The organism is Rathayibacter sp. VKM Ac-2835 (assembly GCF_013266705.1).
GTDB lineage: Bacteria > Actinomycetota > Actinomycetes > Actinomycetales > Microbacteriaceae > Rathayibacter.
Map to the genome: position 1 here is coordinate 109,734 of NZ_JABSNQ010000001.1, position 25,346 is coordinate 135,079.

The following is a 25,346-nucleotide window of genomic DNA, read 5'->3' on the forward strand; positions in this document are numbered from 1 at the left end:
CGTCGGTGGGGAGCGGGACTCCCTACCGGCCGACTCCGAGCCGCTTCGCGATCACTTCGCGGGCGGCTCGAGCTGTCTCGTCCGCCAGTCGGATCCGCTCGTCCCGCGTCGAATAGACCAGGCCGTGCCGCCCGGCCACCCGACTCAGGATCGCGTCCGCGAGGGCGGGGTTCTTCGCCAGTACCGGACCGTGCAGGTGTGTGCCGAGCAGAGAGCCGTGCGAGTAGCCCTCCGCTCCCCCGCCGTCGCCCGACCCGTGCAGCACGAGCCCGAGGACGCGCGAGCGATCGATGCCCTCGAAGCGCCGCGCATGGTTCTCGAAGCCGACGAGGACACCTGCGCTCGACTCGACGACCAGATCGTCCGTGGTGCGCTCGGTCGCCACCGCGCGGCCCGGGAAGACCCCGATGCCCTCGACGACGGCGCTCGGCGTCGCGAACGACTCGGCGAGCAGCTCCCACCCCGCTCCGACCGCGACGACCTCGGTACCCTCCGCCACCCAGCGGTGGATCGTCTCGCGCACGGAGCGCAGGAGCTCGAGCACGGCGGGCAGATCCTCGTCCGCTCCCGTGCCGGCCACCAGCACGTCCGGGCGGTCGGAGAAGTCGTCCTGCCCGATGAGCGGGACCACACGGACGTCCAGGCCCGCCCACCCGGCGCGCGCGGCGAGGACGCGCGCGTTGGCCGCGTCGCCGTTGCTGTCCAGGACGTCGGGGGCGAGCACGCCGATCAGCAGGGTGGTCACGCGGTCTCCTCGCGGTTGGAGGCGAGCTGGAGGTGGGCGCGGGTGCGCCGCATCGAGTCGGCGGAGAAGACGATCGTCTTCCGCCCGTGGCTCGGAGCCGGCAGCGCGAGGAAGGTGTCGAGCGCCCGGCCGAGGTCGTCGTCGACGGCGTCGATCGCGACTCCGTCGTAGCGCAGCTGCAGCGCGGCCTCGTGCGCCTTCAAGCCGGAGACGACGCGGACCCGCCCGAGGCGGGCGGTGTCGACCGGCCAGAAGTAGGACGGATCGCGGACGTCCGAGCCGATGGCGAGCATGATCTGCTCCGTGCCCTCGGGGATCTCCGCGATGTTCAGGCGGTAGCTCGCCGGGTTCTGCACCAGGACGAACTCGACCTCCTGGCCGCGGACCGTCACGATCTCGCCGCGCCCGAAGACAGGGTCGATCGAGGAGAGCGCGGAGGCGGTCGTGTGCGCGTCGAAGCGGGTGCCGAGCACGGCGCGGGCGGCGGAGACCGCCGAGGCGGCGTCGACCGCGTAGTGCACGCCGCGCGCGGGGAGGCGGACGTCGAGGACGTCGCCGTCGCTGCTGATCGTCGCAGCGGCTCCGCTGGTCGTCTCGACGACGGTGGTGGCGCGCCCGTCCGGGCCCTCGGCGTCGGCCGCGTAGCCGAGTCCGCCGACGGCGGCCTCGCGCACGGACGGGGAGACGCCGTACCAGCGGACCCGGTCCACCGGGAGGGACACGGCGACGTCGGCGACGTGGCGGTCGTCGGCGTTGAGGACCACCGGGCCCGTGGCGCGGCTCGCGATGGTGGCCAGCATCCGCGCGACCATGGCCGGGTCGAAGAAGCGGTCGATCTGGTCGACGACGACGTTGGTGAGCAGTACGACGCGCGGGCTCATCCGGGGCGCCAGGCGAGCTCCGTGGCCCTCGTCCATCTCGAGGACGGCGATGTCCGCGTCGATCCGCCCGCGGAGGTCGGCGCGCTCGAGCAGCGCCGAGGTGAGCCCCTGCGCGATGTTCGCGGTCGAGGGGTTGGTGAAGACGCGCAGCCCGTGGGCGCGCAGGACGGCGACCAGCATCTTGGTCGTCGTCGACTTCCCGGCCGAGCCGGTGACGACGACGAGGCCGTCGGTGAAGCCGTCGAGCACGGCCGGGAGGAAGCCCGGCGCGAGGCGGTTCACGACGAGTCCGGGCACGGCGGAGCCTCCGCCGGGCTTGCGGACGCGCGCTGCGAACCGGGCGGCCCTCCCGAGGAGGACCGCCGGTGCGTAGCGGATCACCGGTCTACTCGAGGTAGTCGCGGAGCGACTGCGAGCGGGACGGGTGGCGGAGCTTGGCCATCGTCTTGGACTCGATCTGGCGGATGCGCTCGCGCGTGACACCGAACGTGTCGCCGATCTGGTCGAGCGTCTTGGGCATGCCGTCGCCCAGGCCGAAGCGCATGCGGATCACGCCGGCCTCGCGCTCCGACAGGGAGTCGAGGAGCGACTCGAGCTGCTTCTGCAGCATCGTGAAGCCCACCGCGTCGGCCGGCACGACCGCCTCGGTGTCCTCGATGAGGTCGCCGAACTCGCTGTCGCCGTCCTCGCCCAGGGGGGTGTGCAGCGAGATCGGCTCGCGTCCGTACTTCTGCACCTCGATGACCTTCTCGGGGGTCATGTCGAGCTCGCGGGAGAGCTCCTCGGGCGTGGGCTCGCGGCCCAGGTCCTGCAGCATCTGGCGCTGGACGCGGGCGAGCTTGTTGATGACCTCGACCATGTGCACCGGGATGCGGATGGTGCGGGCCTGGTCGGCCATCGCGCGGGTGATCGCCTGGCGGATCCACCACGTCGCGTACGTCGAGAACTTGAAGCCCTTGGTGTAGTCGAACTTCTCGACCGCGCGGATCAGACCGAGGTTGCCCTCCTGGATCAGGTCCAGGAACTGCATGCCGCGGCCGGTGTAGCGCTTGGCGAGGCTGACCACGAGGCGGAGGTTCGCGCCGAGCAGGTGGCTCTTGGCCCGCTGCCCGTCCTTCGCGACCCAGCGCAGCTCGCGGACGAGCTCGGGGCTGAGGTCGCTCGAGTTCGCGAGCTTGTCCTCGGCGAAGAGGCCCGCCTCGATGCGCATCGCGAGCTCGACCTCCTCGGCTGCGTTCAGGAGCGCGACCTTGCCGATCTGCTTGAGGTAGTCCTTCACGGGGTCGGCGGTGGCGCCGGTGATCGCCGTCGAGTAGACGGGGACCTCGTCGTCGTCTCCGCCGAAGGAGAGGACGAGCGCGCCGCTGGGCAGCGGCTCGGCCGGAGCGGCGGCCGCGACGACGGGCGTCTCGGCGTCGTCCTTGACCTCGGTCTCGGTCTCCTCGACCACGACCACGGTCTCCTCCTCGGCGTCGGCGTCGCCGTCGACGTCCTCGGGCTCGGTGGGCTCCTCCTCGGTCGCGGCGGGGGCCGCGGCCTTGGTGGTGGCGCGGGCGCGCGTGGTCTTGGCCGCCGGCTTGCGCGCGGCGGGCTTCTTGGTCGTCGTCACGTCGTCGTCGACGGCGTCGAGCGTTGCGGTCTTGGTAGCTCTGGTGGCCATGGCGGCACCTCTCCATCCGTTGCGTCCCGGCTGCGGGCGAGGCCGGGAGGCGTCGTCCGTCGGTGGGCATTACGAGGACCCATGTCAAGTCGAGGGGATCGCACGCCCGACGTGGGCGCCGTGCTCCTCGACCCGAACGGGTCCTATTGACAATTATTGCACGCCTGAGTAGTGCGGCCGTGCGCTCAGGGGTTCGGTACTCCGAGCGGAGTCCGACGCGAGACCAGGCGGGGCATCGCGGGAGGACAGGGAAGGGCGGTGGTGACGGTCAGCGTCCTGCGCGGCCACGACGGAGACGGTCGTTCAATGCAACCCACAGAGGGGCCACCGTTATTCCCTCGTCCTCGGCGAGCCGGCGCCGGGTCCTGCGGCGCGCGGTGATCAGCCCGATCACTCCCGCGCCGACGACGACGTACTGGATGCACCAGGCGAGCCGGAAGTGGTCCATCGAGTAGAGCTGGGCGGAGTCCGCTCCCGGCCCGGCGAGCGAGTCGAGCAGCAGGCCCATCAGGAACATCATCGTGAAGCTCGCGAGGAAGCCGCCGACATTGACGACGCCGTTGGCGGCCCCGAGGCTCCGCGAGGGGTTGAAGGTGCGCGCGAAGTCGAAGCCGATCATCGATCCCGGGCCGCCGGCGCCGATCACGATCAGCAGCAGGACGACCAGCCAGTACGGCGGGACGCCCGGCCAGAGCAGGACGACGGTCCACGCCACCGCCATCGCCGAGACGATGCCGAGCACGAGGTTGCTCCGCCGCATCGGGTGGCGGGCGGTGAGCACGCCGAGGATCGGACCGACGACGATGCCGGCGACCACGACGATCGTGAGCGTCGGAGCGGCGACCCCCGGCTCGAGTCCGATCGCGTAGACGAGGAAGGGGTAGCCCCAGAGCAGCGTGAAGACGGTGCCGGAGGACTGCGTCACGAAGTGCGACCAGAAGCCGAGCTGCGTCCCCGGCCGGCGCAGGCTCACGCCCAGCTGCGCGACGGTCGCGCGGAGCGTCGGGGGCACCAGGACGATCGGCTCGGTTCGGGGCGGGACGTCGGTGATCAGCAGGAGGACGCCGAGGAACGCGACGGCCCCGATGCCGGCGACCGAGAGGAAGGCGGGCGTCCAGCCCGCGGCGTGCAGGATCGCGGCGAAGGGCAGCGCGGAGAGGATCTGGCCGACCTGGCCGATGTTCCCGATCCACTGCGACAGCTGCGGCACGATCGGGCCGCTGAACCAGGTCACCGTCAGGCGGATCACCGAGGTGAAGATCGCGGCGTCGCCCGCGCCGACCAGGATGCGGCCCAGGATCGCGACGCCGAGGGACGGCGCGAAGGCCAGGACGATCTGCCCGACCATCATCAGCGCGGTGCCGCTGAGGATCAGCGTCTTGGGGCCGAAGCGGTCGATCAGGATGCCGACCGGGATCTGCATCCCGGCGTAGACGATGAGCTGCACCACCGCGAGCGAGGAGAGCATCGCGGCCGAGATGCCGAAGCGCTCCGCCGCGTCGACGCCCGCCACTCCGAGCGTCGTGCGGTCGAGGACCGCCACCAGGTACGCGAAAGCACCGGCACCGAAGACGAACCAGGCTCGACGAGATCGCACTCGCCCGAGACTACCAAGCGCGGCCCGCCTCCTATTGGGCCGTGGGCTCCTCGCCGGGCCGCTTGATCGCCAGGAACTTCTCCAGCTCGGCCGCGAGCGCGTCGGCGGTCGGGACGAAGCCGTCCTCGTCGGTGAGCGGCGAGCGCAGGCTCGTCCCCTCCATGTAGGTGTCGTGCCGGGACTCGAGCGCCGCGACGAGCTTCTGCAGCTCCTCGTTCGAGCCGACCTGCTCGTCGACCTTCGCGAGGAACTCGCGACCGCTCTCCCGCAGGCTGTCGGTCGGGAAGATCAGCCCGGTCGACGCCGAGATGCTCTCGAGCGCCGCGACGGCCGCCTGCGGGTAGGCGGTGTCGGAGAGGTAGTGCGGGATGAGCAGGGCGAAGCCGACAGCCGGGAGCCCGCGGTCGTAGAGCCGCAGCTCGAGCAGGTGCAGGACGTTCGCGGGCACCTGGGTGACCGGCTTCCAGACCGACATGGCCTCGATGAGGTCCTCGCGGTTGCCGCTGACCGTCACGCCGACCGGTCGGGTGTGCGGGACGGGCATCGGGATCGCGTGCACCCAGGTGGTGCTCGCGACCTCGAGCCGATCGATGAGCTCGAGCACGGCCCGGGTGAAGCGCTCCCACTGGTAGTCCGGCTCGAAGCCGGTGAGCAGGAGGAACGGCTGGTGCAGCTCGTCGTGCGCGAGCGACAGGCGGAGGGTCGCCGGCGTGTAGTCGGCGAGGTGGTCCTGATCGAAGGTGATGATCGGCCGGCGCGCACGGTAGTCGAGCAGCTGGTCCGGGTCGAACTCGACGACGGTCCGGTGCTCGAGCGTCCCGTGCAGGTGCTCGGCGAGCTGCCCGACGGCGCCGCCCGCGTCGGCGAACCCGGTGAGGCCGGCCACGAGGTGGAGGCCCCGCGGGACGTCGGCGAGGTCGCCCTCGATCGCGAACAGGTCTGCAGGATCCGGCATGCGATCAACCCTAGACGGCCCACGGCGGCGCCTCCCCGGCGGCGCTGAGCCCTGAGCGAACAGCCGAGCCGGGGCGACGGAGCCGCGTCGCAGCCGCGCCTAGCATTGCGCTCATGCCCCTCTCCTCTCTCGAGTACACGACCGCTCCCGTCTCCGACCTCGACACCGGCGCCCTCGTCCTCGGCGTCGCGCCCGGGCCGGACGGCCCGCGTCTCGTCGGCGTCGACGGCTTCGACGACCTGGTCGCCGCCCTCCCGGCACTCGGGGTCACCGGCGCCGCGGAATCGCTGACGCGCGTCCCCTCCTCGGTCCGCGCGGGCGTCCTCGCGCTCGTCGGCCTGGGATCGGCGGAGCCGAGTGCCACGGTCCTGCGGACCGCCGCGGGCCTCGCCGTCCGCAGCCTCGCCGGCACCGCCACGGTCGCCCTCGCGCTGCCCACCGGCGGCGAGGGCGCGCTCGCGGCCGTCGCCGAGGGAGCCGCGCTCGGCTCCTACAGCTACACCGCTTTCCGTCACAGCACCCTCGAGTCGGCGAAGGCTCCCGTCGAGAGCGTGCTCCTCGTCACCACCGACGACTCCGCCGACGAGGCCGTCCTCGAGCGCGCCCTGGTCGTCGGCCGCGCCGTCTCCGCGGTGAAGGACCTGGTCAACGCCCCGCCGTCGCACCTCTACCCGCAGACGCTGGCCGAGGCCGTGCTGGAGGGCGTCGAGGGACTGCCTCTCGAGGTCACGGTCTGGGACGAGACGGCGCTGGAGCGGGACGGCTTCGGCGGAATCCTCGGCGTCGGCAGCGGCTCCTCGCGCCCGCCCCGCCTCGTCAAGATCGCCTACTCGCCCGAAGTCGCTCACTCCCCCGACGGCACAGTGGAGTCGGCGGCGCCGAAGCACCTCGCGCTGGTCGGCAAGGGCATCACCTTCGACAGCGGCGGACTCTCGCTCAAGCCGCCGGCCTCGATGATCGGCATGAAGGACGACATGACCGGTGCGGCCACGGTCTACGCCGTCGTGCGCGCGGTCGCCGAGCTGCGTCTGCCCGTGCGGGTCACGGCCTGGCTCTGCATCGCCGAGAACATGCCCTCCGGCACCGCCATCCGCCCGAACGACGTGCTCACGATCCGCGGTGGCAAGACCGTCGAGGTCCTCAACACGGACGCCGAGGGCCGCCTCGTGCTCGCCGACGGCCTCGTCGCCGCGAGCGAGGAGCAGCCCGACGCGATCGTCGACGTCGCGACGCTGACCGGCGCGGCCGTCGTCGCGCTCGGCAACCGCTACACGGGCGTGTTCGGCGACGACGAGCTGGTCGCCTCCGTGCTGGAGTCGGCGCGCAGCACGGGCGAGCTCTTCTGGCACATGCCGCTCCCCGCGGAGCTCCGCCCGCTGCTCAACTCCGAGATCGCCGACATCGCCAACATCAAGCCGGGCAACACCGCCGGCGGCATGCTGATCGCCGCGCACTTCCTCCAGGAGTTCGTCGGCAGCCGTGGCGAGGGCCCGGACGCGGCGCGCATCCCGTGGGTGCACCTCGACATCGCCGGCCCGGCGAACAACGGCGGCGGCGGGTACGGCTTCACCGGCACCGGCCCCACCGGGGTCTCGGTCCGCGCCCTCCTCGCCCTGGCCGAGGGCCTGGCGAGCGCGTAGTAGGGTCGACGGGGCGGGATCTCCCGCCTCGTCCCCCCTCCGACCGGCCCGCGCACAGGCGCGGGGATCCGCGGAGGCGAGGGGAACCGCACGTCGCAAGGGAGTCACTGGGTGTCGGAAGAGCGCTACGACCTGGTCGTGCTCGGAGGTGGCAGCGGCGGGTACGCGGCGGCTCTGCGCGCGACCCAGCTCGGGATGAGCGTGGCGATCGTCGAGCGCGACAAGCTCGGCGGCACCTGCCTGCACCGCGGCTGCGTCCCGACCAAGGCCCTCCTGCACGCCGCCGAGCTCGCCGACGGCGCCCGCGACGCGCAGAAGTACGGCGTCCTCGCCGGCTTCCAGGGCATCGACGTCCCCGGCGTCACGCGCTACCGCGAGGGCGTCGTCGCCGGCAAGTACAAGGGCCTGCAGAGCCTCGTCTCCTCGCGCGGCATCACCGTGGTCTCGGGCGAGGGCCGGCTCACTGGGCCGACGACCGTCACGGTCGGCGAGCACGTGCTGCACGGCGGCTCGATCGTCGTCGCGACCGGCTCCGCCTCGCGCACCCTCCCGGGCATCGAGATCGGCGGCCGCGTGATCACCAGCGACCAGGCCCTCGAGCTGGACCACGTGCCGGAGCGGGTCGTCGTGCTCGGCGGCGGTGTCATCGGCGTCGAGTTCGCCAGCGTCTGGCGCTCCTTCGGTGCCGAGGTGTCGATCGTCGAGGCGCTCCCCCACCTTGTGCCGAACGAGGACGAGAGCGTCAGCAAGCAGTTCGAGCGCGCCTTCCGCAAGCGCGGCATCTCCTTCACCCTCGGCTCGCGCGTCACCGGCGTCGTCCAGACCGACGACGGCGTCTCGGTCTCGCTCGAGAGCGGGGCGAGCGTCGAGGGCGACCTCCTCCTCGTCGCGGTCGGCCGCGGCCCGGTCACCGCGGGGCTCGGCCTCGAGGAGATCGGCGTGACGCTCGACCGCGGCTACGTGCTCACCGACGAGCGCCTGCAGACCTCGGTCCCCGGCGTCTTTGCCGTCGGCGACATCGTGCCCGGCCTGCAGCTCGCGCACCGCAGCTTCCAGCAGGGGATCTTCGTCGCCGAGGAGCTCGCCGGTCTCGCTCCGCAGACGGTCGCCGACCTCAACATCCCCAAGGTCACCTACAGCGACCCGGAGGTCGCGTCCGTCGGCCTGACCGAGGCGCGCGCCATCGCCGAGTACGGCGCCGAGCGCGTGGCGAGCTACGACTACGGTCTCGGCGGCAACGCGAAGAGCACGATCATCGGCACCGCCGGCTCGGTCAAGGTCGTGCGCGTCGTCGACGGTCCCGTCGTCGGCGTGCACATGATCGGCGCCCGCGTCGGCGAGCTGATCGGCGAGGCCCAGCTCATCGTGAACTGGGAGGCGCACCCCGAGGACGTGGCGCCCTTCGTGCACGCGCACCCCACGCAGAACGAGGCGCTCGGCGAGGCGCACCTCGCTCTCGCGGGCAAGCCGCTGCACGCCCTCTAGAACCATCGCGGGGCGGCGACCGGCCGCTCCCGCCTCACTAAACTGAAGCAACGAACACAAGCGTTTTAAGGAGACAGGCTCATGAGCGAATCCGTCAGCCTCCCGGCACTCGGAGAGAGTGTCACGGAAGGAACGGTCACCCGCTGGCTGAAGAACGTCGGCGACCGCGTCGAGGTCGACGAGCCGCTGCTCGAGGTCTCGACCGACAAGGTGGACACCGAGATCCCGTCGCCCGTCGCCGGTGTCATCGAGGAGATCCTCGTCCAGGAGGACGAGACCGTCGAGGTCGGCGCCGAGCTGGTCCGCATCGGCGACGGCTCCGGAGCCGCTGCCGCGGCCGAGCCCGAGGCCCCCGCCGAGGAGGCCCCGGCCGCCGAGGAGTCGCCCGAGGCCGAGGCCGCCGAGACCGAGCCGACAGACGAGGCCACCCCCTCCGTCGACGCGGAGACCGAGGAGGAGGCTCCGGCCCCCGCCGAGCCCGAGCCGGCCCCCGCCGCCGAGAAGCCCGCCGCTCCCGAGGCATCCGCGCCCGCTCCGTCGGTCCCGGCCCCCGCCGCCGCTGCTCCGGCTTCTGCCGCCGCCGCCCCGGCGCCGGCTGCGACCCCCGAGCCCACCGACTCGAACCCCGGCTACGTCACCCCGCTGGTGCGCAAGCTGGCGGGCGAGAACGGCATCGACCTCTCGACCCTCACCGGCACCGGTGTCGGCGGCCGCATCCGCAAGCAGGACGTGCTCGACGCAGTCGAGGCCGCCAAGTCCGCTCCCGCCCCGGTCTCGGCTCCCGCCGCGGCCGCGGCGAAGGCCGCCCGCACGCCGCTCGAGACCTCGCCCCTTCGCGGCACGACCCAGCCGATGACCCGCCTGCGCAAGGTGCTCGCGCAGCGCGCCGTCGAGTCGATGCAGTCGACCGCCCAGCTCACCTCGGTCGTCGAGGTCGACGTCACCGCCGTCGCCCGCTTCCGCGACTCGGTCAAGAAGACCTTCAACGAGAAGACCGGCGCCAAGCTGTCCTTCCTGCCGTTCTTCGCCCTCGCGGCCGCCGAGGCCCTCAAGGCCTACCCGGTGATCAACTCGACGCTCGACGGCGACTCGATCGTCTACCCGGACCACGAGAACATCAGCATCGCGGTCGACACCGAGCGCGGCCTTCTGACCCCGGTCCTGAAGAACGCGTCGGAGCTCACCCTCGCGCAGATCGCCAGCACCATCGGCGACCTCGCGGAGCGCACCCGCAACAACAAGCTCAAGCCCGACGAGCTCGCCGGCGGCACCTTCACCCTGACCAACACCGGCTCGCGCGGTGCGCTGTTCGACACGCCCGTCGTGTTCCTGCCGCAGACCGCGATCCTCGGCACCGGCATCGTCACGAAGAAGCCGGCCGTGGTGCAGGTCGACGGCAGCGACGCGATCGCGATCCGCTCGACCGTGTTCCTCGCCCTCTCGTACGACCACCGCACGGTCGACGGCGCCGACGCGGCCCGCTTCCTGGTGGCCATCAAGGAGCGCCTCGAGGAGGGCTCGTTCGAGAACGACCTCGGCATCTGACGCCCCATCGCTGACGCGCCGCACTAGCGGCCCCCGTCGGTGAAGACGTCGCGCAGCAGCCAGACGGCCTCCGTCCTGATCATCAGGACGGAGGCCGTCGTCGTTCCCGGGTCCGGCCCGATCGCGACGACCGCGGAGGCACCGTTCACGTCCGCGTGGACGGCGGTGACGGCGGTCTCGTGCCGGAGAGACACGGCGACGGCGGCCCACTCCGACCGGAGCGGGGAGTCGGTCGTGGTCAGCGCTGACGCGCAGGCCCGGCTCGCCGCACGGCAGTCGCGGACGGCGGCGAGAAGGGCGACCGCCGCCGCCTCCGCACCCAGGTCCGCGGGCGGCGGCTGCACCGCGGGCGCGGATTCAGGGGACGGCGTCCGTGGTGATGCGGCCGCCGGGGACGGTGTCGGCGCCGGCGCCGGTGAAGGTGTCGCGGTCGGTGACGGAGTGAGCGGCGCCGGGGTCAGCGGCGTGGCGACCGGGGGACGCTCCTGGGCCGCGGACTGCGCGCCCGAGACCCGCTCCGGTCCCCACGCCGTCATCGCCAGTGCGCCGACGAGGATGACCAGAGCCGCGGCGAGGGGTCCGCGCCGACGGACGACGACGGCGATCGCGCGGTCCCGCCAGCCGTCCAGCGGATGGGTCCGACGGTGACGACCCGGCGAGACCTCGCGCGCTCGCTCCAGCCCCTCCGCCGCTCGCGCCACGCGCGGGGACGCCCCGAGCGGCAGCGGGACCGCAGTGCGGTACAGCAGCGCTTCGACCGCCTCGAGGTCGTCGTCCTCCCCGGGACTCCCGTGCCACTCCGGGCAGCGCTGCCGGCACCGGGCGAGGAGACCGCGGACCGCCGAACGGACCTCGTACTCCGACGCCGCCGCGGCCGCCTCGCTCAGCAGCAGCACCGGGCGCCCTTCCTCGGTCAGCCCGATCGCCTCCGCACCGGGCGCCGGGAGCACGCCCGCTGCCATGCAGTCCCGAAGAGCGCCGATGATCGGAGCGAGAAGGGTCACGACGACGCCCGGTGGCAGCGCGACATCGGACTCGAGGACCTCCTCGAGGGTCGTGACGACCGGTGGCTCGGTCAGCAGGACGAGACCGTCGCGATGCACACCGACGTCCACGAGCCGCTGGCGGTGGTCGTGCCGTCCGAGCCGGTCGAGCCCCGAGCGCAGCGCGGCCTCCGCCCGCTCCCGCGAGAGGAGAGCGGCGTTCAGGCGCCGCCCATCACCGTCGTGGACGAGCGCGCCCAGCGCTCCCGCCCCCGCCACGGCGAAGCCGGCGATCCGCTCCGTGGACCGCTCTCCGCTCCCGTTCCGCTCGCCGCTCGCTGCCATGCTCCGAGAGTGCCTGCCGGGTCCACCGGCCGTGGGGCCGACCGCCGCATCCGTGGAGTGATCGGACTCAATGCCGTTGGGGAGGAGCGGCGATCCGGCGGATCCGCTCGGATCGGTCTCCCCCGCCGGGTCCGCTCGGTATCCTGGAGGAATGGCACGCAGCACGGAACCGTCGACGAAGGCGGTCAAGGAACCCGGACGTCTCAAGCAGATGTGGCAGGTGTTCCAGATGACCCGCCGCTACGACAGCAGCGCGGTCTGGATCATCCTCCTCGCCCTCGCCGTCCCGATCCTGATCGGTGTTCTCCTCGGAGTCCTCCTCAGCGACGGCAACGGCTTCGTCATCGCGCTGTGGATCGTCGTCGGCGTGATGGCCGGGCTGGTCGCAGGTCTCGCGGTCCTCTCCCGCCGGGCCGAGCGCGCCGCCTACGGTCAGATCGCCGGGCAGCCGGGCGCCGTCGGCGCCGTCCTTCGCAGCGGTCTCCGCGGCACCTGGACCGGAGGCGAGATGCCGGTGGCCGTCAACGGCAAGACCCAGGACGCGGTCTACCGCGCGGTCGGCCGTGGCGGCGTCGTGCTGATCGCCGAGGGACCGACCGGCCGCACCAAGCGCATGCTCGAGGACGAGCGCCGCAAGGTGAGCCGCATCCTCCCCAATGTCCCGGTCACCTTCGTCAACGTCGGTCCCGATGAGGGTGCCGTGCCGCTGCACAAGGTCCCCCGCACGCTCGCGAAGACCAAGAAGGTCCTCACCAAGGCCGAGGTCCTGGCCGTGAAGAACCGCCTCGCCTCGCTCAACACCTCGCTGCCGATCCCCAAGGGCGTCGACCCGTTCAAGGTGCGCCCGCAGCGCTCGCGCTGATCCCCGCCTCGGTGGACGGAGGAACGGGCCGGTCGGGATCACTCCCGCCGGCCCGTTCGTCGTCTCCGGAACGTCTACCCGATCAGTATCGGACGAGCACCGTTCCCGCCACCTTGTCGTGGAAGCCGCGCTGGTCCGAGTCCCAGACGAGAGCAGGCACCAGGACGGCCAGGAGCACCGAGCGCACCAGCGGCCGCCAGACGCCGACCCAGCCGCCACCGAGGCGGACGACTCGCAGCCCCAGCAGCCGGTGGCCGATGCTGCCGCCGATCGTGGGGATGAAGACCGCCTGCAGCACGACGAAGAGGATGATGCTCGCCCAGCGGTCGTAGCCGAAGAAGACGAAGGACAGCAGAGCGACGATCGCGAAGTCGACGGCGAGCGCGGCGAAGCGGCGGCCGGGCCGGGCGATCGACATGCGGCCTGTCTCAGGGAGGCCGAGCCGCTCCCCCGGCCGCGTGCTCGGGGCGACGTCGGCGAAGGTCCTGCGTTCCGGTGCTGGCATCCTCCGATGCTACCCGCGCCACCCCGGCGCCCGCCGGGAACCCGTTCCCCGCCACGACGCGCTCGACAGAGCTTCGCGTAACACGCTCGAAACAAACGGGACACGGTGGGGAAACCCCCCATGACTACCCTGGAACGGCTGCGCTCTGCAGCAACCCGTTACGCCATAGGAGACCTTTGCATGTTTAAAGATTCTTCCGAGGTGCTCACGTTCATCAAGGACACGGACGTCAAGTTCCTCGACATCCGGTTCACCGATCTCCCCGGTGTCCAGCAGCACTTCAACATCCCCGCCTCGACGGTCGACGAGGAGTTCTTCTCCGTCGGCCAGCTCTTCGACGGGTCCTCGATCCGCGGATTCGCGAACATCCACGAATCGGACATGCAGCTGATCCCTGACGTGACCACCGCCTACGTGGACCCGTTCCGCGTCGAGCGCACGCTGATCATCGTCTTCGACATCTACAACCCGCGCAACGGGGAGATCTACTCGAAGGACCCGCGCCAGGTCGCCAAGAAGGCCGAGAAGTACCTCGCCTCGACCGGCATCGCCGACACCGCGTTCTTCGCCCCCGAGGCCGAGTTCTACATCTTCGATGACGTGCGCTACGAGGTCACTCAGAACTCCGCGTTCCACTCCGTCGACTCCGTCGAGGGCGCCTGGAACTCGGGCCGCGTCGAAGAAGGCGGCAACCTCGGCAACAAGACCCCCTACAAGGGCGGCTACTTCCCGGTCAGCCCGGTCGACAAGCAGGCCGACCTCCGCGACGACATCTGCCTCAAGCTGATCGACGCCGGCCTCATCCTCGAGCGCTCGCACCACGAGGTGGGCACCGGCGGCCAGGCCGAGATCAACTACCGCTTCGACACGATGGTCCACTCCGCGGACGACATCCTGAAGTTCAAGTACATCGTCAAGAACACGGCCGAGCAGTGGGGCAAGACCGCCACGTTCATGCCGAAGCCGCTCTTCGGCGACAACGGCTCGGGCATGCACACCCACCAGTCGCTGTGGAACGACGGCAAGCCCCTGTTCTACGACGAGAACGGCTACGGCGGACTCTCCGACGTCGCCCGCTGGTACATCGGCGGCCTGCTCAAGCACGCCCCCGCCGTCCTCGCGTTCACGAACCCGACGGTCAACTCGTACCACCGCCTGATCCCGGGCTTCGAGGCGCCGGTCAACCTGGTCTACTCGGCCGGCAACCGCTCCGCGTCCATCCGCATCCCGATCACGGGTACGAACCCCAAGGCCAAGCGCATCGAGTTCCGTGCGCCCGACGCCTCCGGCAACCCGTACCTCGCGTTCGCCGCCCAGCTGATGGCGGGCCTCGACGGCATCAAGAACCGCATCGAGCCGCACGAGCCGGTCGACAAGGACCTGTACGAGCTGCCCCCGGAGGAGGCCAAGCTCATCCCGCAGGTCCCCGCCTCGCTCGAGGAGGCCCTCGCCGCCCTCGAGGCCGACCACGACTTCCTGCTCCAGGGCGGCGTGTTCACCCGGGAGCTCATCGAGACCTGGATCGACTACAAGCGCGAGAAGGAGATCAAGCCCCTCGCGCAGCGCCCGCACCCCTTCGAGTTCGAGCTGTACTACGGCGTCTGATCCGACGCACCGCAGCGCTCGCGCCCTGCACGAAGGGCCGTTCCTCCTCGGAGGAGCGGCCCTTCCGCGTTCCCGGGCCGACCCGGGAGCGTCAGCGGTAGGTCGGCGCGTCGACCTCGACCGGGCCGTAGAAGCGGCGCTCGAAGACGGCGCGGGCCCGGCGGGTGACGCCGAGGTAGTCGTCCTCGAGCTGCGTCGCCGAGTCGGCGGGGTACTCGAGCAGTCGCGCCACCCCGTCCAGCTGGCGGCGGTCGGCGGGCAGCACGTCGGCGGTGCGGTCGAGGAACAGCGTCATCGCCGAGCGCACCCGCGACGCGAGGATCCAGGCCGCGCGCAGGCGCTCCGCGTCGGGCGGGGAGACGAGCTGCGCCTCCTCCGCCACGCTCAGCGCGGTCAGCGTCGAGGTCGTCCGCAGCGCGGGGATGGTGCGCGCGTGCTGCAGCTGCAGCAGCTGCACCAGCCACTCGACATCGCTCAGCGAGCCGCGGCCGAGCTTGAGGTGGCGCTTGGGGTCGGCGCCCTGCGGCAGCCGCTCGCTCTCGACGCGGGCCTTGATCCGCTTGACCTCTCGGATGTCGCGGTCCGAGATGGCCGCCGGGTAGCGGACGCCGTCGGCCAGCTCCTCGAAGTCGGCGATCAGCGCCGCGTCGCCGGCCACGCCGCGGGCGCGCAGCAGCGCCTGCGCCTCCCAGGTCAGCGACCAGCGCGCGTAGTAGGCCCGGTAGGAGTCGAGCGAGCGCACGAGCGGGCCGTTCTTGCCCTCCGGGCGCAGATCGGCGTCGAGGTCGAGCGGAAGGCGCGAGTCCTCGGTCAGGCGGACGAGCTCGGCGACCAGGAACTGCGCGTAGAGCTGCGCCTCGTGCGGATCCTCTCCGCCCGGTCGCTGCACGTACATCACGTCGGCGTCGGAGCCGAAGCCCAGTTCCGCTCCCCCGTAGCGCCCCATGCCGATCACGGCGAACTCCGCGGCGGATCCGCGACGACCGCTGCTCGAGCGCCGGACGGCCGCGAGCACGCCGCCCAGGAGCGCGGAGATGATGTCGGAGAGGCTCGTCGCGATCTCCTCGATGGTGCTCAGCCCGAGGACGCCGCCCATCGCCGTGCGGAGCACCTCCCGGCGGCGCATGCCCCGCAGCGCCGTGGCGACGGCCTCGGGGGTGTCGTGGCGCGCGAGGACCGCGCGCACCTCCTCCGCCAGCCGGTCGGCACGGCGGGGACGTAGGGCATCGTCGTCCTCCAGCCAGGCCGCGGACTCGGGGATGCGGTCGAGCAGCTCGCCGACGAAGCGCGAGCCGGAGAGGACCGTCGTCAGGCGCTTCGCGGCCCCGGAGGAGTCGCGCAGCATCCGGAGGAACCAGGGCGTGCCGCCGAGGGTGTCGCTGAGGCGCCGGAAGGCGAGGAGCCCGTAGTCGGGGTCAGCCCCGTCGGCGAACCACTGCAGCATGACGGGGACGAGGTGACGCTGAATGCTCGCGCGCCGCGAGACGCCCAAGGTCATCGCGGCGATGTGGCCGAGGGCGCCGCGGGCGTCCGCGAAGCCGATCGCCGCCAGCCGCGCCTCCGCCTGTCCGGTCGACAGCTCGATCCCGCCGTCGGGCAGTGCCGCCACCGCGGAGAGCAGCGGGCGGTAGAACAGCCGCTCGTGCAGCCCGCGGACGCGGTGCTTGATCGAGTTCCAGACGGTGAGGAGCTCCTCGGCGCTGCGGGCGAGACCGCTCGCCCGGGCCAGTGTCCGCAGCTCGTGCTCGTCCCGCGGCATCAGGTGGGTGCGCCGGAGCCTGCGCAGCTGGAGCCGGTGCTCGAGCAGGCGCAGCGCCCGGTAGTCCTGCGCGAACTCCTCCGCCGCCGCGCGGCCGATGTAGCCGCGGTCGGCGAGAGCACCGAGGGCCAGCAGGGTGCCCGGCATGTGGATCTCGTCGTCGGTCTGGCCGTGCACGAGCTGGAGCAGCTGGACTGTGAACTCGATGTCGCGCAGCCCGCCCGGCCCGAGCTTGATCTGGTAGTGGACGTCGTTCTGCGGGATGTTCTCGGTGACCCGCTCGCGCATCCGCTGCACCGACTCGACGAAGTTCTCCCGCGACGCGCTCGACCAGACCTTCGGCGCGACGGCGTCGACGTAGGCGCGGCCGAGCTCGAGGTCGCCCGCGAGCGGGCGGGCCTTCAGCAGGGCCTGGAACTCCCAGCTCTTCGCCCAGCGGTCGTAGTAGGTGATGTGCGACTCCAGGGTCCGCACCAGCGCGCCCTGCTTGCCCTCCGGGCGGAGGTTCGGATCGACCTCCCACAGGTCCGGCTCGAGGGCGAGCGCCGAGGTGCCGCGCATCAGGAGGACGGCGAGCCGCGTCGCGATGTCGATCGCGCGGGCGTTCGAGAGACCGCGCTCGGGGTCGCCCTCGGCCACGAAGATCACGTCGACGTCGCTGACATAGTTGAGCTCGGAGGCGCCGGCCTTGCCCATGCCGATGACGGCGAAGCGCGTCGCCTCCACCTCCTCGCGGTCGAATCGGCCGGGGCCGGACCCCGCGATCAGGTCGGCGCGGGCCACCGCGAGGGACGCCTCCAGCGCCGCTCCGGCCAGATCGGCGAGGGTGCGCGCCACCCGATCGATCGCCGCGACCGGATCCGCCTGGCCGAGGTCGTGCACGACGACGCGGGTGAGCAGCCGGCGGTAGCGGACGCGCAGGGCCGTCCAGCCGTCCTCCTCGTGCAGCGCCGCGACGCCGTCGACGGCGCCGACCGAGTCGAGCAGCTCCTGCTTGAGCTCACCGCGACCCGGAAGGACCCGGACGGGGTCGAGGAAGCCGACGAGCTCGTCCGGCCGGCGCTGCAGGAAGTCCGCGAGACCGGAGGACGCCCCCAGGACGAGCAGCAGGCGCGTGATCGCGGCGTCGTCCGCGAGGACCGCGTCCATCCGGTCGCGATGACTGCGCAGCAGATCGAGCAGGGCGCCGAGCGCCGCGTCCGGATCGGCCACCGTCGCGAAGGCCGGCACCACCGACTCGAGCGATCGGCCCGCGAGCTCCTCCGCCTCGGCGAGCCGCGCCCCGGTCTCGCCGAGGGCGGCGAAACCGAGGCGGGCGACCTCGCTCAGCGTGCGTTCGCGGGGCATGGCGCGAGGGGTCAGAGCATCTCGAGGTTGCTGCGCAGCTCGTAGGGGGTGACCTGGGCGCGGTACTCGGCCCAGTCCTTCCGCTTGTTGAGCAGCACGAAGTTGAACACCTGCTCGCCGAGGGTCTCGGCGACGAGCTCCGACTCCTCCATCAGCGAGATCGCGCGGTCGAGGCTCGCCGGCAGCGGGCTGTAGCCCAGGGCGCGGCGCTCGGCGTCCGACAGCGTCCAGACGTTGTCCTCCGCCTCGGCGGGGAGCTCGTAGCCCTCCTCGATCCCCTTGAGCCCGGCGGCCAGCAGGAGCGAGTACGCGAGGTACGGGTTCGCGGCCGAATCGAGCGCCCGGTACTCGATGCGCGAGGACTGGCCCTTGTTGGGCTTGTACAGCGGCACGCGCACGAGCGCGGAGCGGTTGTTGTGGCCCCAGGACACGTAGCTGGGAGCCTCGTCGCCGCCCCAGAGCCGCTTGTACGAGTTCACGAACTGGTTCGTCACCGCGGTGATCTCGGGGGCGTGCTTGAGCAGCCCGGCGATGAACTGACGACCGAGCTTGGACAGCTGGTACTGCGCGCCCTGCTCGTAGAACACGTTCATGTCGCCCTCGAAGAGCGAGAGGTGGGTGTGCATGCCCGAACCGGGGTGGCCGGAGAGCGGCTTCGGCATGAAGGTCGCGTAGACGCCCTGCTCGATCGCCACCTCCTTGATGACCGTGCGGAAGGTCATGATGTTGTCGGCCGTGGTCAGCGCGTCCGCGTAGCGGAGGTCGATCTCGTTCTGACCGGGGCCCGCCTCGTGGTGGCTGAACTCGACCGAGATGCCGAGGTCCTCGAGCATGCGGACCGAGCGGCGGCGGAAGTCGTGCGCCGTGCCACCGGGGACGTTGTCGAAGTAGCCGGCGGAGTCCACGGGCTCGGGGCCCTCGGCACCGAACGTCGACGACTTCAGCAGGTAGAACTCGATCTCGGGGTGCGTGTAGAAGGTGAACCCGCGCTCGGCCGCTTTCGCCAGCGTGCGCTTGAGCACGTTCCGCGGGTCCGCGACGGCGGGCTGGCCGTCGGGCGTGGTGATGTCGCAGAACATCCGCGCCGTCGGGTCGATCTCGCCGCGCCACGGCAGGATCTGGAAGGTCGACGGGTCCGGGTGGGCCAGGACGTCGGCCTCGTAGGAGCGGGTCAGCCCCTCGATCGCGGAGCCGTCGAAGCCGAGACCCTCGGCGAACGCCCCCTCGACCTCGGCCGGCGCGATCGCGACCGACTTGAGCGTGCCGACGACGTCCGTGAACCAGAGGCGAACGAATTTGATCCCTCGCTCTTCAATGGTGCGAAGAACGAAGTCCCGTTGCTTGTCCATCAAGGCCCTTCCTGTTTCGCCTCCAGGCTAGTGGCTCCGCCCCGTGCGCGCTGGGCGCCCTGCCGTCCCCCGCAGAGGCGGGACAGGGCGCGGATAGACTCGAACGCATGTCAGCGCAGCCCGTGAAACGCGTGAGAACCCGCCACTTCCAGACCGCGAAGGACTCGGGGGTGCGGATCACCGGGCTCACCAGCTACGACGTGCTCACGGCCCGCATCTTCGACCAGGCGGGCATCGACTTCCTGCTCGTCGGCGACTCGGCCGGCAACACGGTGCTCGGCTACGACACGACCCTGCCCGTCACCGTGGACGAGCTGATCCCGCTGGCCCGGGCCGTCGCGGGCGCCGTCGAGCGCGCGTTCGTCGTCGCCGACCTGCCCTTCGGCTCCTACGAGTCCGGTGCGGACGATGCGCTGCACACCGCGTTCCGCTTCATGAAGGAGACGCACGCCCACGCCGTGAAGCTCGAGGGCGGCGTCCGCTCCGCCGAGCAGATCCGGCGGATCGTCGAGGCCGGCATCCCCGTGATGGCGCACATCGGCTTCACCCCGCAGAGCGAGCACGGCCTCGGCGGGCACATGATCCAGGGCCGCGGCGAGGGGATCGAGCAGCTGCTCGCCGACGCGCGCGCCGTCCAGGAGGCCGGCGCCTTCGCCGTCGTCCTGGAGATGGTGCCCAGCGAGGCCGCCCGTCAGGTCACCGAGGAGCTCCGCATCCCGACGATCGGCGTCGGCGCCGGTCCGCACGTGGACGGTCAGCTGCTCGTCTGGACCGACTTCGCCGGGCTCACCACCGGCCGGGTGCCGCGCTTCGTGAAGCAGTACGCCGACCTGCGGGGCGTCCTCACCGGAGCGGTCACCGCGTTCCGCGAGGACGTCGAGGCCGGCGCGTACCCCGGAGCCGAGCACAGCTACGAGTAGCGGGGCGCGACCCGGGTCAGCGCGGGATCAGCGGTCCTCGGCGTCCTCCTCGTCCCAGCGGCGGGTGTTCTCGCGCATCTTCTCGAGAGCGTGGGAGGCCTCCTCGCGCGACGAGTAGGGGCCCGCGCGGTCGACGGACGGGGACTCGAAGCCCTGCTCCACCGCGCCGGACTTGAGGTTGTACCACCAGGAGTTCGCATCACCGTCAGACATGCGGCGATCCTACGCCGAGGCCGGTCACCGGCCGCTGCCCCTCGCGTCTCGCTAGCATGGCCCGTATGACTGCTGCTGCGACCGCGATCGGAATCGACATCGGAGGGACCGGCATCAAGGGGGCCTACGTCGACCTCGGCGAGGGCGCCCTCCTCAGCGACCGGATGAAGGTCGCCACCCCCGAGGGCGGACGCCCGAAGGACATCGTCGCCACCGTGCAGCAGATCCTGGGCATGCTCCCGGACGCACCGGCCGACACCCCCGTGGGGATCTGCTTCCCGGCCGCCGTCGTGCACGGGCGCACCATGTCCGCAGCGAACGTCTCGGACGAGTGGATCGGCCTCGAGGCCGAGAAGCTGTTCGAGGACGCCATCGGCCGCGACATCTTCTTCGTGAACGACGCGGACGCCGCGGGCTACGCCGAGTCGCGCTTCGGCGCCGCGAAGGACAAGAAAGGCCTGGTCCTGATGACGACGCTCGGCACCGGCATCGGAACCGCGCAGATCTACGACGGCGTCCTCATCCCCAACGCCGAGCTCGGCCACCTCGAGATCCACGGCGGCGACTACGAGAAGAAGGCGTCCTTCGCTGCGAAGGAGCGGGACGACCTCGACTACAAGCACTGGGCCAAGCGCCTGCAGCGCTACTACTCCCACCTCGAGGCGCTCCTCTGGCCGGACCTCATCATCGTCGGCGGCGGCATCTCCAAGCACCACGAGGAGTTCCTGCCCCTGCTCGACCTGCGCACCCCGATCGTGCCGGCGGCGCTGCGCAACAACGCCGGCATCCTCGGCGCGGCGGCCCTGGCGGGCGGCGGCGTCCGCCGCTGAGCCCATTCCGCGGCGGTCCCCGCCCGCCGCGGCGCAGTCGCGGCGTCCCTTCCGCGGCGGTCCCTGCCCGCCGCGGCGCCGTCGGCCCCGACAGGCGGCCGCGTTCCGCAGGGCGTCTCGCCTTCGGCTACGACGAAACGCTGGCACGCGTTCCGCCGGTGAGCCTCGCCGCGCGAGGGCGGTCTGCAGGGCTTGCGTCCCTGACACCCACCCCCACTTGCGGTCGGGTGCCCTCCCCTTCTTGCTGGTCGAGTAGCCGCGCAGCGGCGTATCGAGACCCACATCACCGAACGGCGACCCCGAGCCCGCGTCCAGCAGGGCCGGATCTCGATACGCCCTCTGCGAGGGGTACTCGATCAGCATGCACGGGCGGACGGCGCTCTTCAGGAGCATGCGGAAGCAGCGCCGAGGCGAGCCGGAGAAACGCGTGCCAGCGTTTCTCCGGAGCCGGACGCGGGACGCTCTGCGGAACGCGACCCTCCGCTCGAGCCGACCGCGCCGCGGCGGGCAGGGACCGCCGCGGTAACAAGCACCAGCCTGCCCCGAGACACGAAATGCCCCGCGAAGCGGGGCATTTCGGGGCGAAGGGGCAGGCTGATACGCCGGGTTCTGTTCACGCCGCGCCTCTCGGCGGGCGCTGGACGGCCATCTCTCTCGGGGGCACGTCACCGTGACCCTCCAGCGGTCTACCCGAGGACCCGACGAGCAGCCGCATCGTCCTCTGTCTGACCTTGCTCCGGGCGAGGTTTACCGAGCGGACCGGATCACTCCGGCCCCTGGTGGTCTCTTACACCACCGTTTCACCCTTACCGCGGGCCGGGGCCCGTGGCGGTCTGTTCTCTGTGGCACTGTCTCGCGGGTCGCCCCGGGTGGGTGTTACCCACCGCCCTGCTCTGCGGAGCCCGGACGTTCCTCGGCGCCGGAGCTCTCACCCCGGCGACGCGACCGTCTTGCCGGCCCGTTCGCGGGACCAGTGTACGGCGCGGGTCAGGCGAGCGTCGACTCGTCGCCGCGGACGAGGATGCAGCCGCTGTCCGGGCAGAGCACGACCTCGTCGGGCGCGGTGGTGCGGATCCAGGCGAGGTCGGACTCGGTGAGGGCGACGCCGCTCCCCTCCGACACCTTGCCGCGCAGGAGGGCAGCGCCGACGCCGTAGCGGGCGCGCTGCTTCTCGTAGAGCTCGACCAGGTCCGCGGGGATCTTCTCGACGAGGGAGGCCCGGTCGCGGGCGAGCGCCTCCTGCTTGCCGGCCAGCTTCTCGGCCTGGGCGTCGCGCTCCTCGGCGAGGGTCGCGATGCCGGCGACGACCTCGTCGCGCTCGGCCTGGGCGGCGGCGACCTCGGCCTCGATGCCCTCGATCCGCTCCATCAGCGTCAGCTCGATGTCCTCGAGGTCGCCGCGGCGCTTCACCAGCGAGGTGATCTCGCCCTCGAGCGCGGCGATGTCCTTCGCGGACGACGCGGTCTGCAGGCGGTCGCGGTCGCGGGCGAGGCGCTTGTCGACGACCTCGACGTCGGACTCGATGCGGCCGAGCTCGGTGCGGGCGTCCTCCAGCCGGCCGTTGCGCTCCGCGAGGGCGCGGCGGGTCTCGTTGTCGCGGGTCTGCATCGCCTTGATCGCCGCGATCTGCGGCAGGGTGGCGACGGCGTGACGGAGCTGGTTGCCCCTCGTGTCGAGACTCTGCAGAGTCAGGAGCTCTCGCTGGTCGGCGGGGCTGGCAATCACGTCGCGGTCCTCGTTCCCGGCACGGAGGGTGGGCGTGCCGGCTCCATTCTCGCGCGCTCACGCAGCGTCAGTGGACGATGGCGAAATCCCAGGGGTCGGTGCGGGTCTCGCTGACGTCGACGACGACCCCCGGAAGCGCGGTGCGCAGCGCCGCCGCGGCGATGTCGAGCCAGAGCCACTCGCTCGCCCAGTGCGAGACGTCGAGCAGCGCCGGCCCGGTGCCGTGGCGGGCCTTCTCGCGCGCCTCCGACGCCGGGTGGTGCCGGAGGTCGGCCGTGATGTAGACGTCGCTCGTGCGGACCGCAGGGCTGTCGAGGAGGGAGTCCCCCGCCCCGCCGCAGAGCGAGACCCGGCGGACGGGCGCCTCGTAGTCGCCGGCAGCGCGCACTCCCCCGGCGGTGGCGGGCAGCAGCTCGGCCACGGCGCGGGCCAGGCGGCCGAGCGTGACCTCCTCGGCGAGGTCGCCGACGCGGCCGAGGCCGACCGACGGGTCCTGCCCCGGGACGAGCGGCGTCGTGCCGGTGAGTCCGAGCCGGGTCGCGATCACGTCGGAGACGCCGTCCGCGACGATGTCGGCGTTGGTGTGAGCGGAGACGAGGGCGCAGCCGTGTCGGATCAGCTCGGCGAGCAGGCGGCCCTTGTAGCCGTCCTCCGCGATCGAGGTGACCCCGCGGAGCAGGAGCGGGTGGTGGGCCAGGAGCAGCTGGTAGCCGCCGTCGACGGCCTCGGAGACGGTGTCGGCGACGACGTCGACCGTGAGGAGGATCCGCTCGACCTGCGCGGCCGGGTCACCGGTGACGAGGCCGGGAGCGTCCCAGTCCTCCGCGGCCCCCTCGGGCCAGAGTCGGTCGATGACGGCGTGGACGTCGCGCAGCGTGGGCATGCGTCCAGGGTAGGGCCGCCGCTCCCCCGTAGGAGTGCGCCTCAGTGCGCGTGGTCGGTCTCGACGGCGCGGATGGCGGCGTCGGAGCTGCCGACCTCGTCGTCGAGGTCCGCGGCGAGGAAGTCCTCCGACTCCGGGAGGCGCACGGTGAGCCCGGCGTACTGCTCGACCGCCAGCTCGCCGCTCAGCCCGGACGCCGCGAGGACGTGGCCGCCGACGGTGCCGCTCGTGTCGACGAAGTGGGTGTGCAGCCCGGCGACGCTGATCCCCTGGAACGGCTTCGGGCCGTAGAAGCCGACGATCGTGCCCTCGACGTCGCGCAGGTGCACCTCGCGCTGGTCGCGCATCGCGTCGGCGAGACGGAGGTACGGCTTCACCTGGGCGATCGGCTGCCGCAGCGTCAGGTACTCGACGCGGCCGCGGAGACGGACGCCGACGAACACGTTCGGGCTCCGCACGGTCCGCCGCACCGCCGTCAGCAGGGCGTCGAGCGACGGCACCGCCTCGACCGTCTCCGTGCTGTCCGGAGCGAACCGGGCCAGCTCGGCGAAGGCGATCGTGTCCTCCGGCTCGAGGACGACGACCGAGCCGTCGCCGCGGAACAGCCGGTGCACGCCGTCGAGCACGACCAGCTCGCCGTCCATGTGGTCGCCGCAGCCCAGCCCGAAGTCGCCGGCCTCGTCGGCCTCGGCACGGGTGACGACGCCGTCGAACAGACCGGCCAGCAGCGCGTCGACGATGGAGAACTGGGTGATGAGGCCGCGCGGCGCGGTCGGAGTCGGCATCCCGCCATTCTGGCGGAGCACTCAGCTCTCCAGCGCCAGCCGGTACCGCTCGCGCGCCGTCCGGAGACGAGAGAAGCCCCGCGCTTCCGGAGAAGTGCGGGGCTCTCTGCCTGCGGTGGATCCGAGGGGATTCGAACCCCTGACCCCCTGCATGCCATGCAGGTGCGCTACCAGCTGCGCCACGGACCCTTGGTGCGCTTCTCGAACTGGAGGTGCCGGCCTTGCGACCCGCTCCTCCGCCCGGCGGAAGCAACTCGAATAAACTACAACACGAAGCGCGTGGAGCGAAATCGAGCAGCGACGCCGGGCGTGTTCCTCAGTTCGAGGAGGCTGCGGAGTCGGCGGGAACGGCGTTCGCCACCGTGATCGGGACGACCGGGCAGTCCTTCCAGAGGCGCTCCAGCGAGTAGTACATCCGGTCCTCCTCGTGGAAGACGTGGACGACGAGGTCGCCGAAGTCGAGCAGGATCCAGCGGCCCTCGGCGCGGCCCTCGCGGCGCAGGAGCTTGGCGCCGGACTCGTTGAGGCGGTCCTCCACCTCGTTGGCGATGGCGACGACGTTGCGCTCGGAGCGCCCGGTCACCAGGAAGAAGATGTCGACGAGCGGCAGCGGTCCCGAGACGTCCAGCGCGACGAGGTCCTCCCCGCCCTTGGAGTCGGCGGCGGTGGCCGCGAGGTCGAGCAGGGCGCGGGCGGAAGCGGTCGCAGTCATGAAGCCTTCAGTGTC

21 protein-coding genes, 1 tRNA gene and 1 other RNA gene are annotated in these 25,346 nt (G+C 71.8%); 7 read left to right on the top strand and 16 right to left on the bottom strand.

Annotated features, from left to right (window positions below; translation table 11 throughout):
• Window positions 1–22: 22 nt before the first annotated feature.
• The 5 genes from HRK28_RS00505 to HRK28_RS00525 form a co-directional block, all read right to left on the bottom strand.
• A complete protein-coding gene (locus HRK28_RS00505; RefSeq protein WP_160089149.1) occupies window positions 23–745 on the bottom strand; it encodes a hypothetical protein in 723 nt (240 codons plus the stop codon).
• Window positions 742–2,007: a Mur ligase family protein gene (locus HRK28_RS20670; RefSeq protein ID WP_217274369.1), complete on the bottom strand. Its 1,266-nt coding sequence runs from the start codon at window positions 2,005–2,007 to the stop codon at window positions 742–744. The genes HRK28_RS00505 and HRK28_RS20670 overlap by 4 nt, the downstream gene beginning before the upstream one ends.
• Before the next feature lie 4 nt (window positions 2,008–2,011).
• The gene (locus HRK28_RS00515) at window positions 2,012–3,286 is read right to left on the bottom strand and encodes an RNA polymerase sigma factor (RefSeq protein WP_160089145.1); all 1,275 of its coding nucleotides are present in this window, start codon (window positions 3,284–3,286) and stop codon (window positions 2,012–2,014) included.
• 268 nt (window positions 3,287–3,554) lie between these two features.
• Window positions 3,555–4,883, bottom strand: a complete 1,329-nt coding sequence (locus HRK28_RS00520) for an MFS transporter (protein ID WP_173250055.1) — start codon at window positions 4,881–4,883, stop codon at window positions 3,555–3,557.
• 31 nt (window positions 4,884–4,914) lie between these two features.
• The gene (locus HRK28_RS00525) at window positions 4,915–5,838 is read right to left on the bottom strand and encodes a proteasome assembly chaperone family protein (protein ID WP_173250057.1); all 924 of its coding nucleotides are present in this window, start codon (window positions 5,836–5,838) and stop codon (window positions 4,915–4,917) included.
• A gap of 113 nt (window positions 5,839–5,951) precedes the next feature.
• Here HRK28_RS00525 and HRK28_RS00530 point away from each other — a divergent pair, with 113 nt between their 5' ends.
• The 3 genes from HRK28_RS00530 to sucB all read left to right on the top strand — a co-directional run bounded on the left by HRK28_RS00530 (window position 5,952) and on the right by sucB (window position 10,508).
• On the top strand, window positions 5,952–7,478 hold the full coding sequence (locus tag HRK28_RS00530) for a leucyl aminopeptidase (protein WP_173250059.1): 1,527 nt from the start codon (window positions 5,952–5,954) through the stop codon (window positions 7,476–7,478).
• Between the two features lie 111 nt (window positions 7,479–7,589).
• Window positions 7,590–8,963 carry a dihydrolipoyl dehydrogenase gene (gene lpdA / locus HRK28_RS00535; protein WP_173250061.1) on the top strand — a complete coding sequence of 458 codons (1,374 nt, stop codon included), beginning with the start codon at window positions 7,590–7,592 and terminating at the stop codon, window positions 8,961–8,963.
• 81 nt (window positions 8,964–9,044) lie between these two features.
• A complete protein-coding gene (gene sucB / locus HRK28_RS00540) occupies window positions 9,045–10,508 on the top strand; it encodes a 2-oxoglutarate dehydrogenase, E2 component, dihydrolipoamide succinyltransferase (protein ID WP_173250063.1) in 1,464 nt (487 codons plus the stop codon).
• A gap of 23 nt (window positions 10,509–10,531) precedes the next feature.
• Here the strand turns inward: sucB and HRK28_RS00545 are convergent, their stop codons facing one another.
• Window positions 10,532–11,836, bottom strand: coding sequence for a hypothetical protein (locus HRK28_RS00545; protein ID WP_173250065.1), 1,305 nt, complete (start codon window positions 11,834–11,836; stop codon window positions 10,532–10,534).
• A gap of 151 nt (window positions 11,837–11,987) precedes the next feature.
• Here HRK28_RS00545 and HRK28_RS00550 point away from each other — a divergent pair, with 151 nt between their 5' ends.
• The gene (locus HRK28_RS00550; protein ID WP_160089131.1) at window positions 11,988–12,698 is read left to right on the top strand and encodes a DUF4191 domain-containing protein; all 711 of its coding nucleotides are present in this window, start codon (window positions 11,988–11,990) and stop codon (window positions 12,696–12,698) included.
• Window positions 12,699–12,780: 82 nt separating this feature from the next.
• Here the strand turns inward: HRK28_RS00550 and HRK28_RS00555 are convergent, their stop codons facing one another.
• Complete coding sequence (locus HRK28_RS00555) at window positions 12,781–13,203, bottom strand: RDD family protein (RefSeq protein WP_132437047.1); 423 nt, start codon at window positions 13,201–13,203, stop codon at window positions 12,781–12,783.
• A gap of 180 nt (window positions 13,204–13,383) precedes the next feature.
• Between HRK28_RS00555 and glnA the strand changes: the two genes are divergently transcribed.
• On the top strand, window positions 13,384–14,808 hold the full coding sequence (gene glnA / locus HRK28_RS00560; protein WP_173250067.1) for a type I glutamate--ammonia ligase: 1,425 nt from the start codon (window positions 13,384–13,386) through the stop codon (window positions 14,806–14,808).
• 91 nt (window positions 14,809–14,899) lie between these two features.
• On the opposite strand, the gene HRK28_RS00565 is transcribed toward glnA, so the two are convergent.
• A complete protein-coding gene (locus tag HRK28_RS00565; RefSeq protein WP_173250069.1) occupies window positions 14,900–17,914 on the bottom strand; it encodes a bifunctional [glutamine synthetase] adenylyltransferase/[glutamine synthetase]-adenylyl-L-tyrosine phosphorylase in 3,015 nt (1,004 codons plus the stop codon).
• An 11-nt stretch (window positions 17,915–17,925) separates the two neighbouring features.
• The gene (locus HRK28_RS00570; RefSeq protein ID WP_123736929.1) at window positions 17,926–19,263 is read right to left on the bottom strand and encodes a glutamine synthetase family protein; all 1,338 of its coding nucleotides are present in this window, start codon (window positions 19,261–19,263) and stop codon (window positions 17,926–17,928) included.
• A gap of 107 nt (window positions 19,264–19,370) precedes the next feature.
• Between HRK28_RS00570 and panB the strand changes: the two genes are divergently transcribed.
• Window positions 19,371–20,183: a 3-methyl-2-oxobutanoate hydroxymethyltransferase gene (panB, locus tag HRK28_RS00575; protein ID WP_173250071.1), complete on the top strand. Its 813-nt coding sequence runs from the start codon at window positions 19,371–19,373 to the stop codon at window positions 20,181–20,183.
• A gap of 27 nt (window positions 20,184–20,210) precedes the next feature.
• Here the strand turns inward: panB and HRK28_RS00580 are convergent, their stop codons facing one another.
• Entirely contained in the window at window positions 20,211–20,396 is a 186-nt protein-coding gene (locus HRK28_RS00580; RefSeq protein WP_173250073.1) for an SPOR domain-containing protein, read from the bottom strand.
• Between the two features lie 65 nt (window positions 20,397–20,461).
• Between HRK28_RS00580 and ppgK the strand changes: the two genes are divergently transcribed.
• On the top strand, window positions 20,462–21,226 hold the full coding sequence (gene ppgK, locus HRK28_RS00585; RefSeq protein ID WP_132437043.1) for a polyphosphate--glucose phosphotransferase: 765 nt from the start codon (window positions 20,462–20,464) through the stop codon (window positions 21,224–21,226).
• Window positions 21,227–21,808: 582 nt separating this feature from the next.
• On the opposite strand, the gene rnpB is transcribed toward ppgK, so the two are convergent.
• The 6 genes from rnpB to rsfS all read right to left on the bottom strand — a co-directional run bounded on the left by rnpB (window position 21,809) and on the right by rsfS (window position 25,331).
• Window positions 21,809–22,187: RNase P RNA component class A (rnpB, locus tag HRK28_RS00590), an RNA gene on the bottom strand.
• Window positions 22,188–22,213: 26 nt separating this feature from the next.
• Window positions 22,214–22,951 (bottom strand): zinc ribbon domain-containing protein, encoded by a 738-nt coding sequence (locus HRK28_RS00595; protein ID WP_160089121.1) that lies wholly within the window; start codon window positions 22,949–22,951, stop codon window positions 22,214–22,216.
• Between the two features lie 67 nt (window positions 22,952–23,018).
• On the bottom strand, window positions 23,019–23,834 hold the full coding sequence (locus HRK28_RS00600; protein ID WP_173250075.1) for a Nif3-like dinuclear metal center hexameric protein: 816 nt from the start codon (window positions 23,832–23,834) through the stop codon (window positions 23,019–23,021).
• A 41-nt stretch (window positions 23,835–23,875) separates the two neighbouring features.
• Window positions 23,876–24,619 carry an acetolactate decarboxylase gene (locus HRK28_RS00605; protein WP_173250077.1) on the bottom strand — a complete coding sequence of 248 codons (744 nt, stop codon included), beginning with the start codon at window positions 24,617–24,619 and terminating at the stop codon, window positions 23,876–23,878.
• 116 nt (window positions 24,620–24,735) lie between these two features.
• Window positions 24,736–24,808 (bottom strand) — tRNA-Ala (locus HRK28_RS00610).
• A gap of 127 nt (window positions 24,809–24,935) precedes the next feature.
• A complete protein-coding gene (rsfS, locus tag HRK28_RS00615; protein WP_123445829.1) occupies window positions 24,936–25,331 on the bottom strand; it encodes a ribosome silencing factor in 396 nt (131 codons plus the stop codon).
• Window positions 25,332–25,346 lie beyond the last annotated feature (15 nt).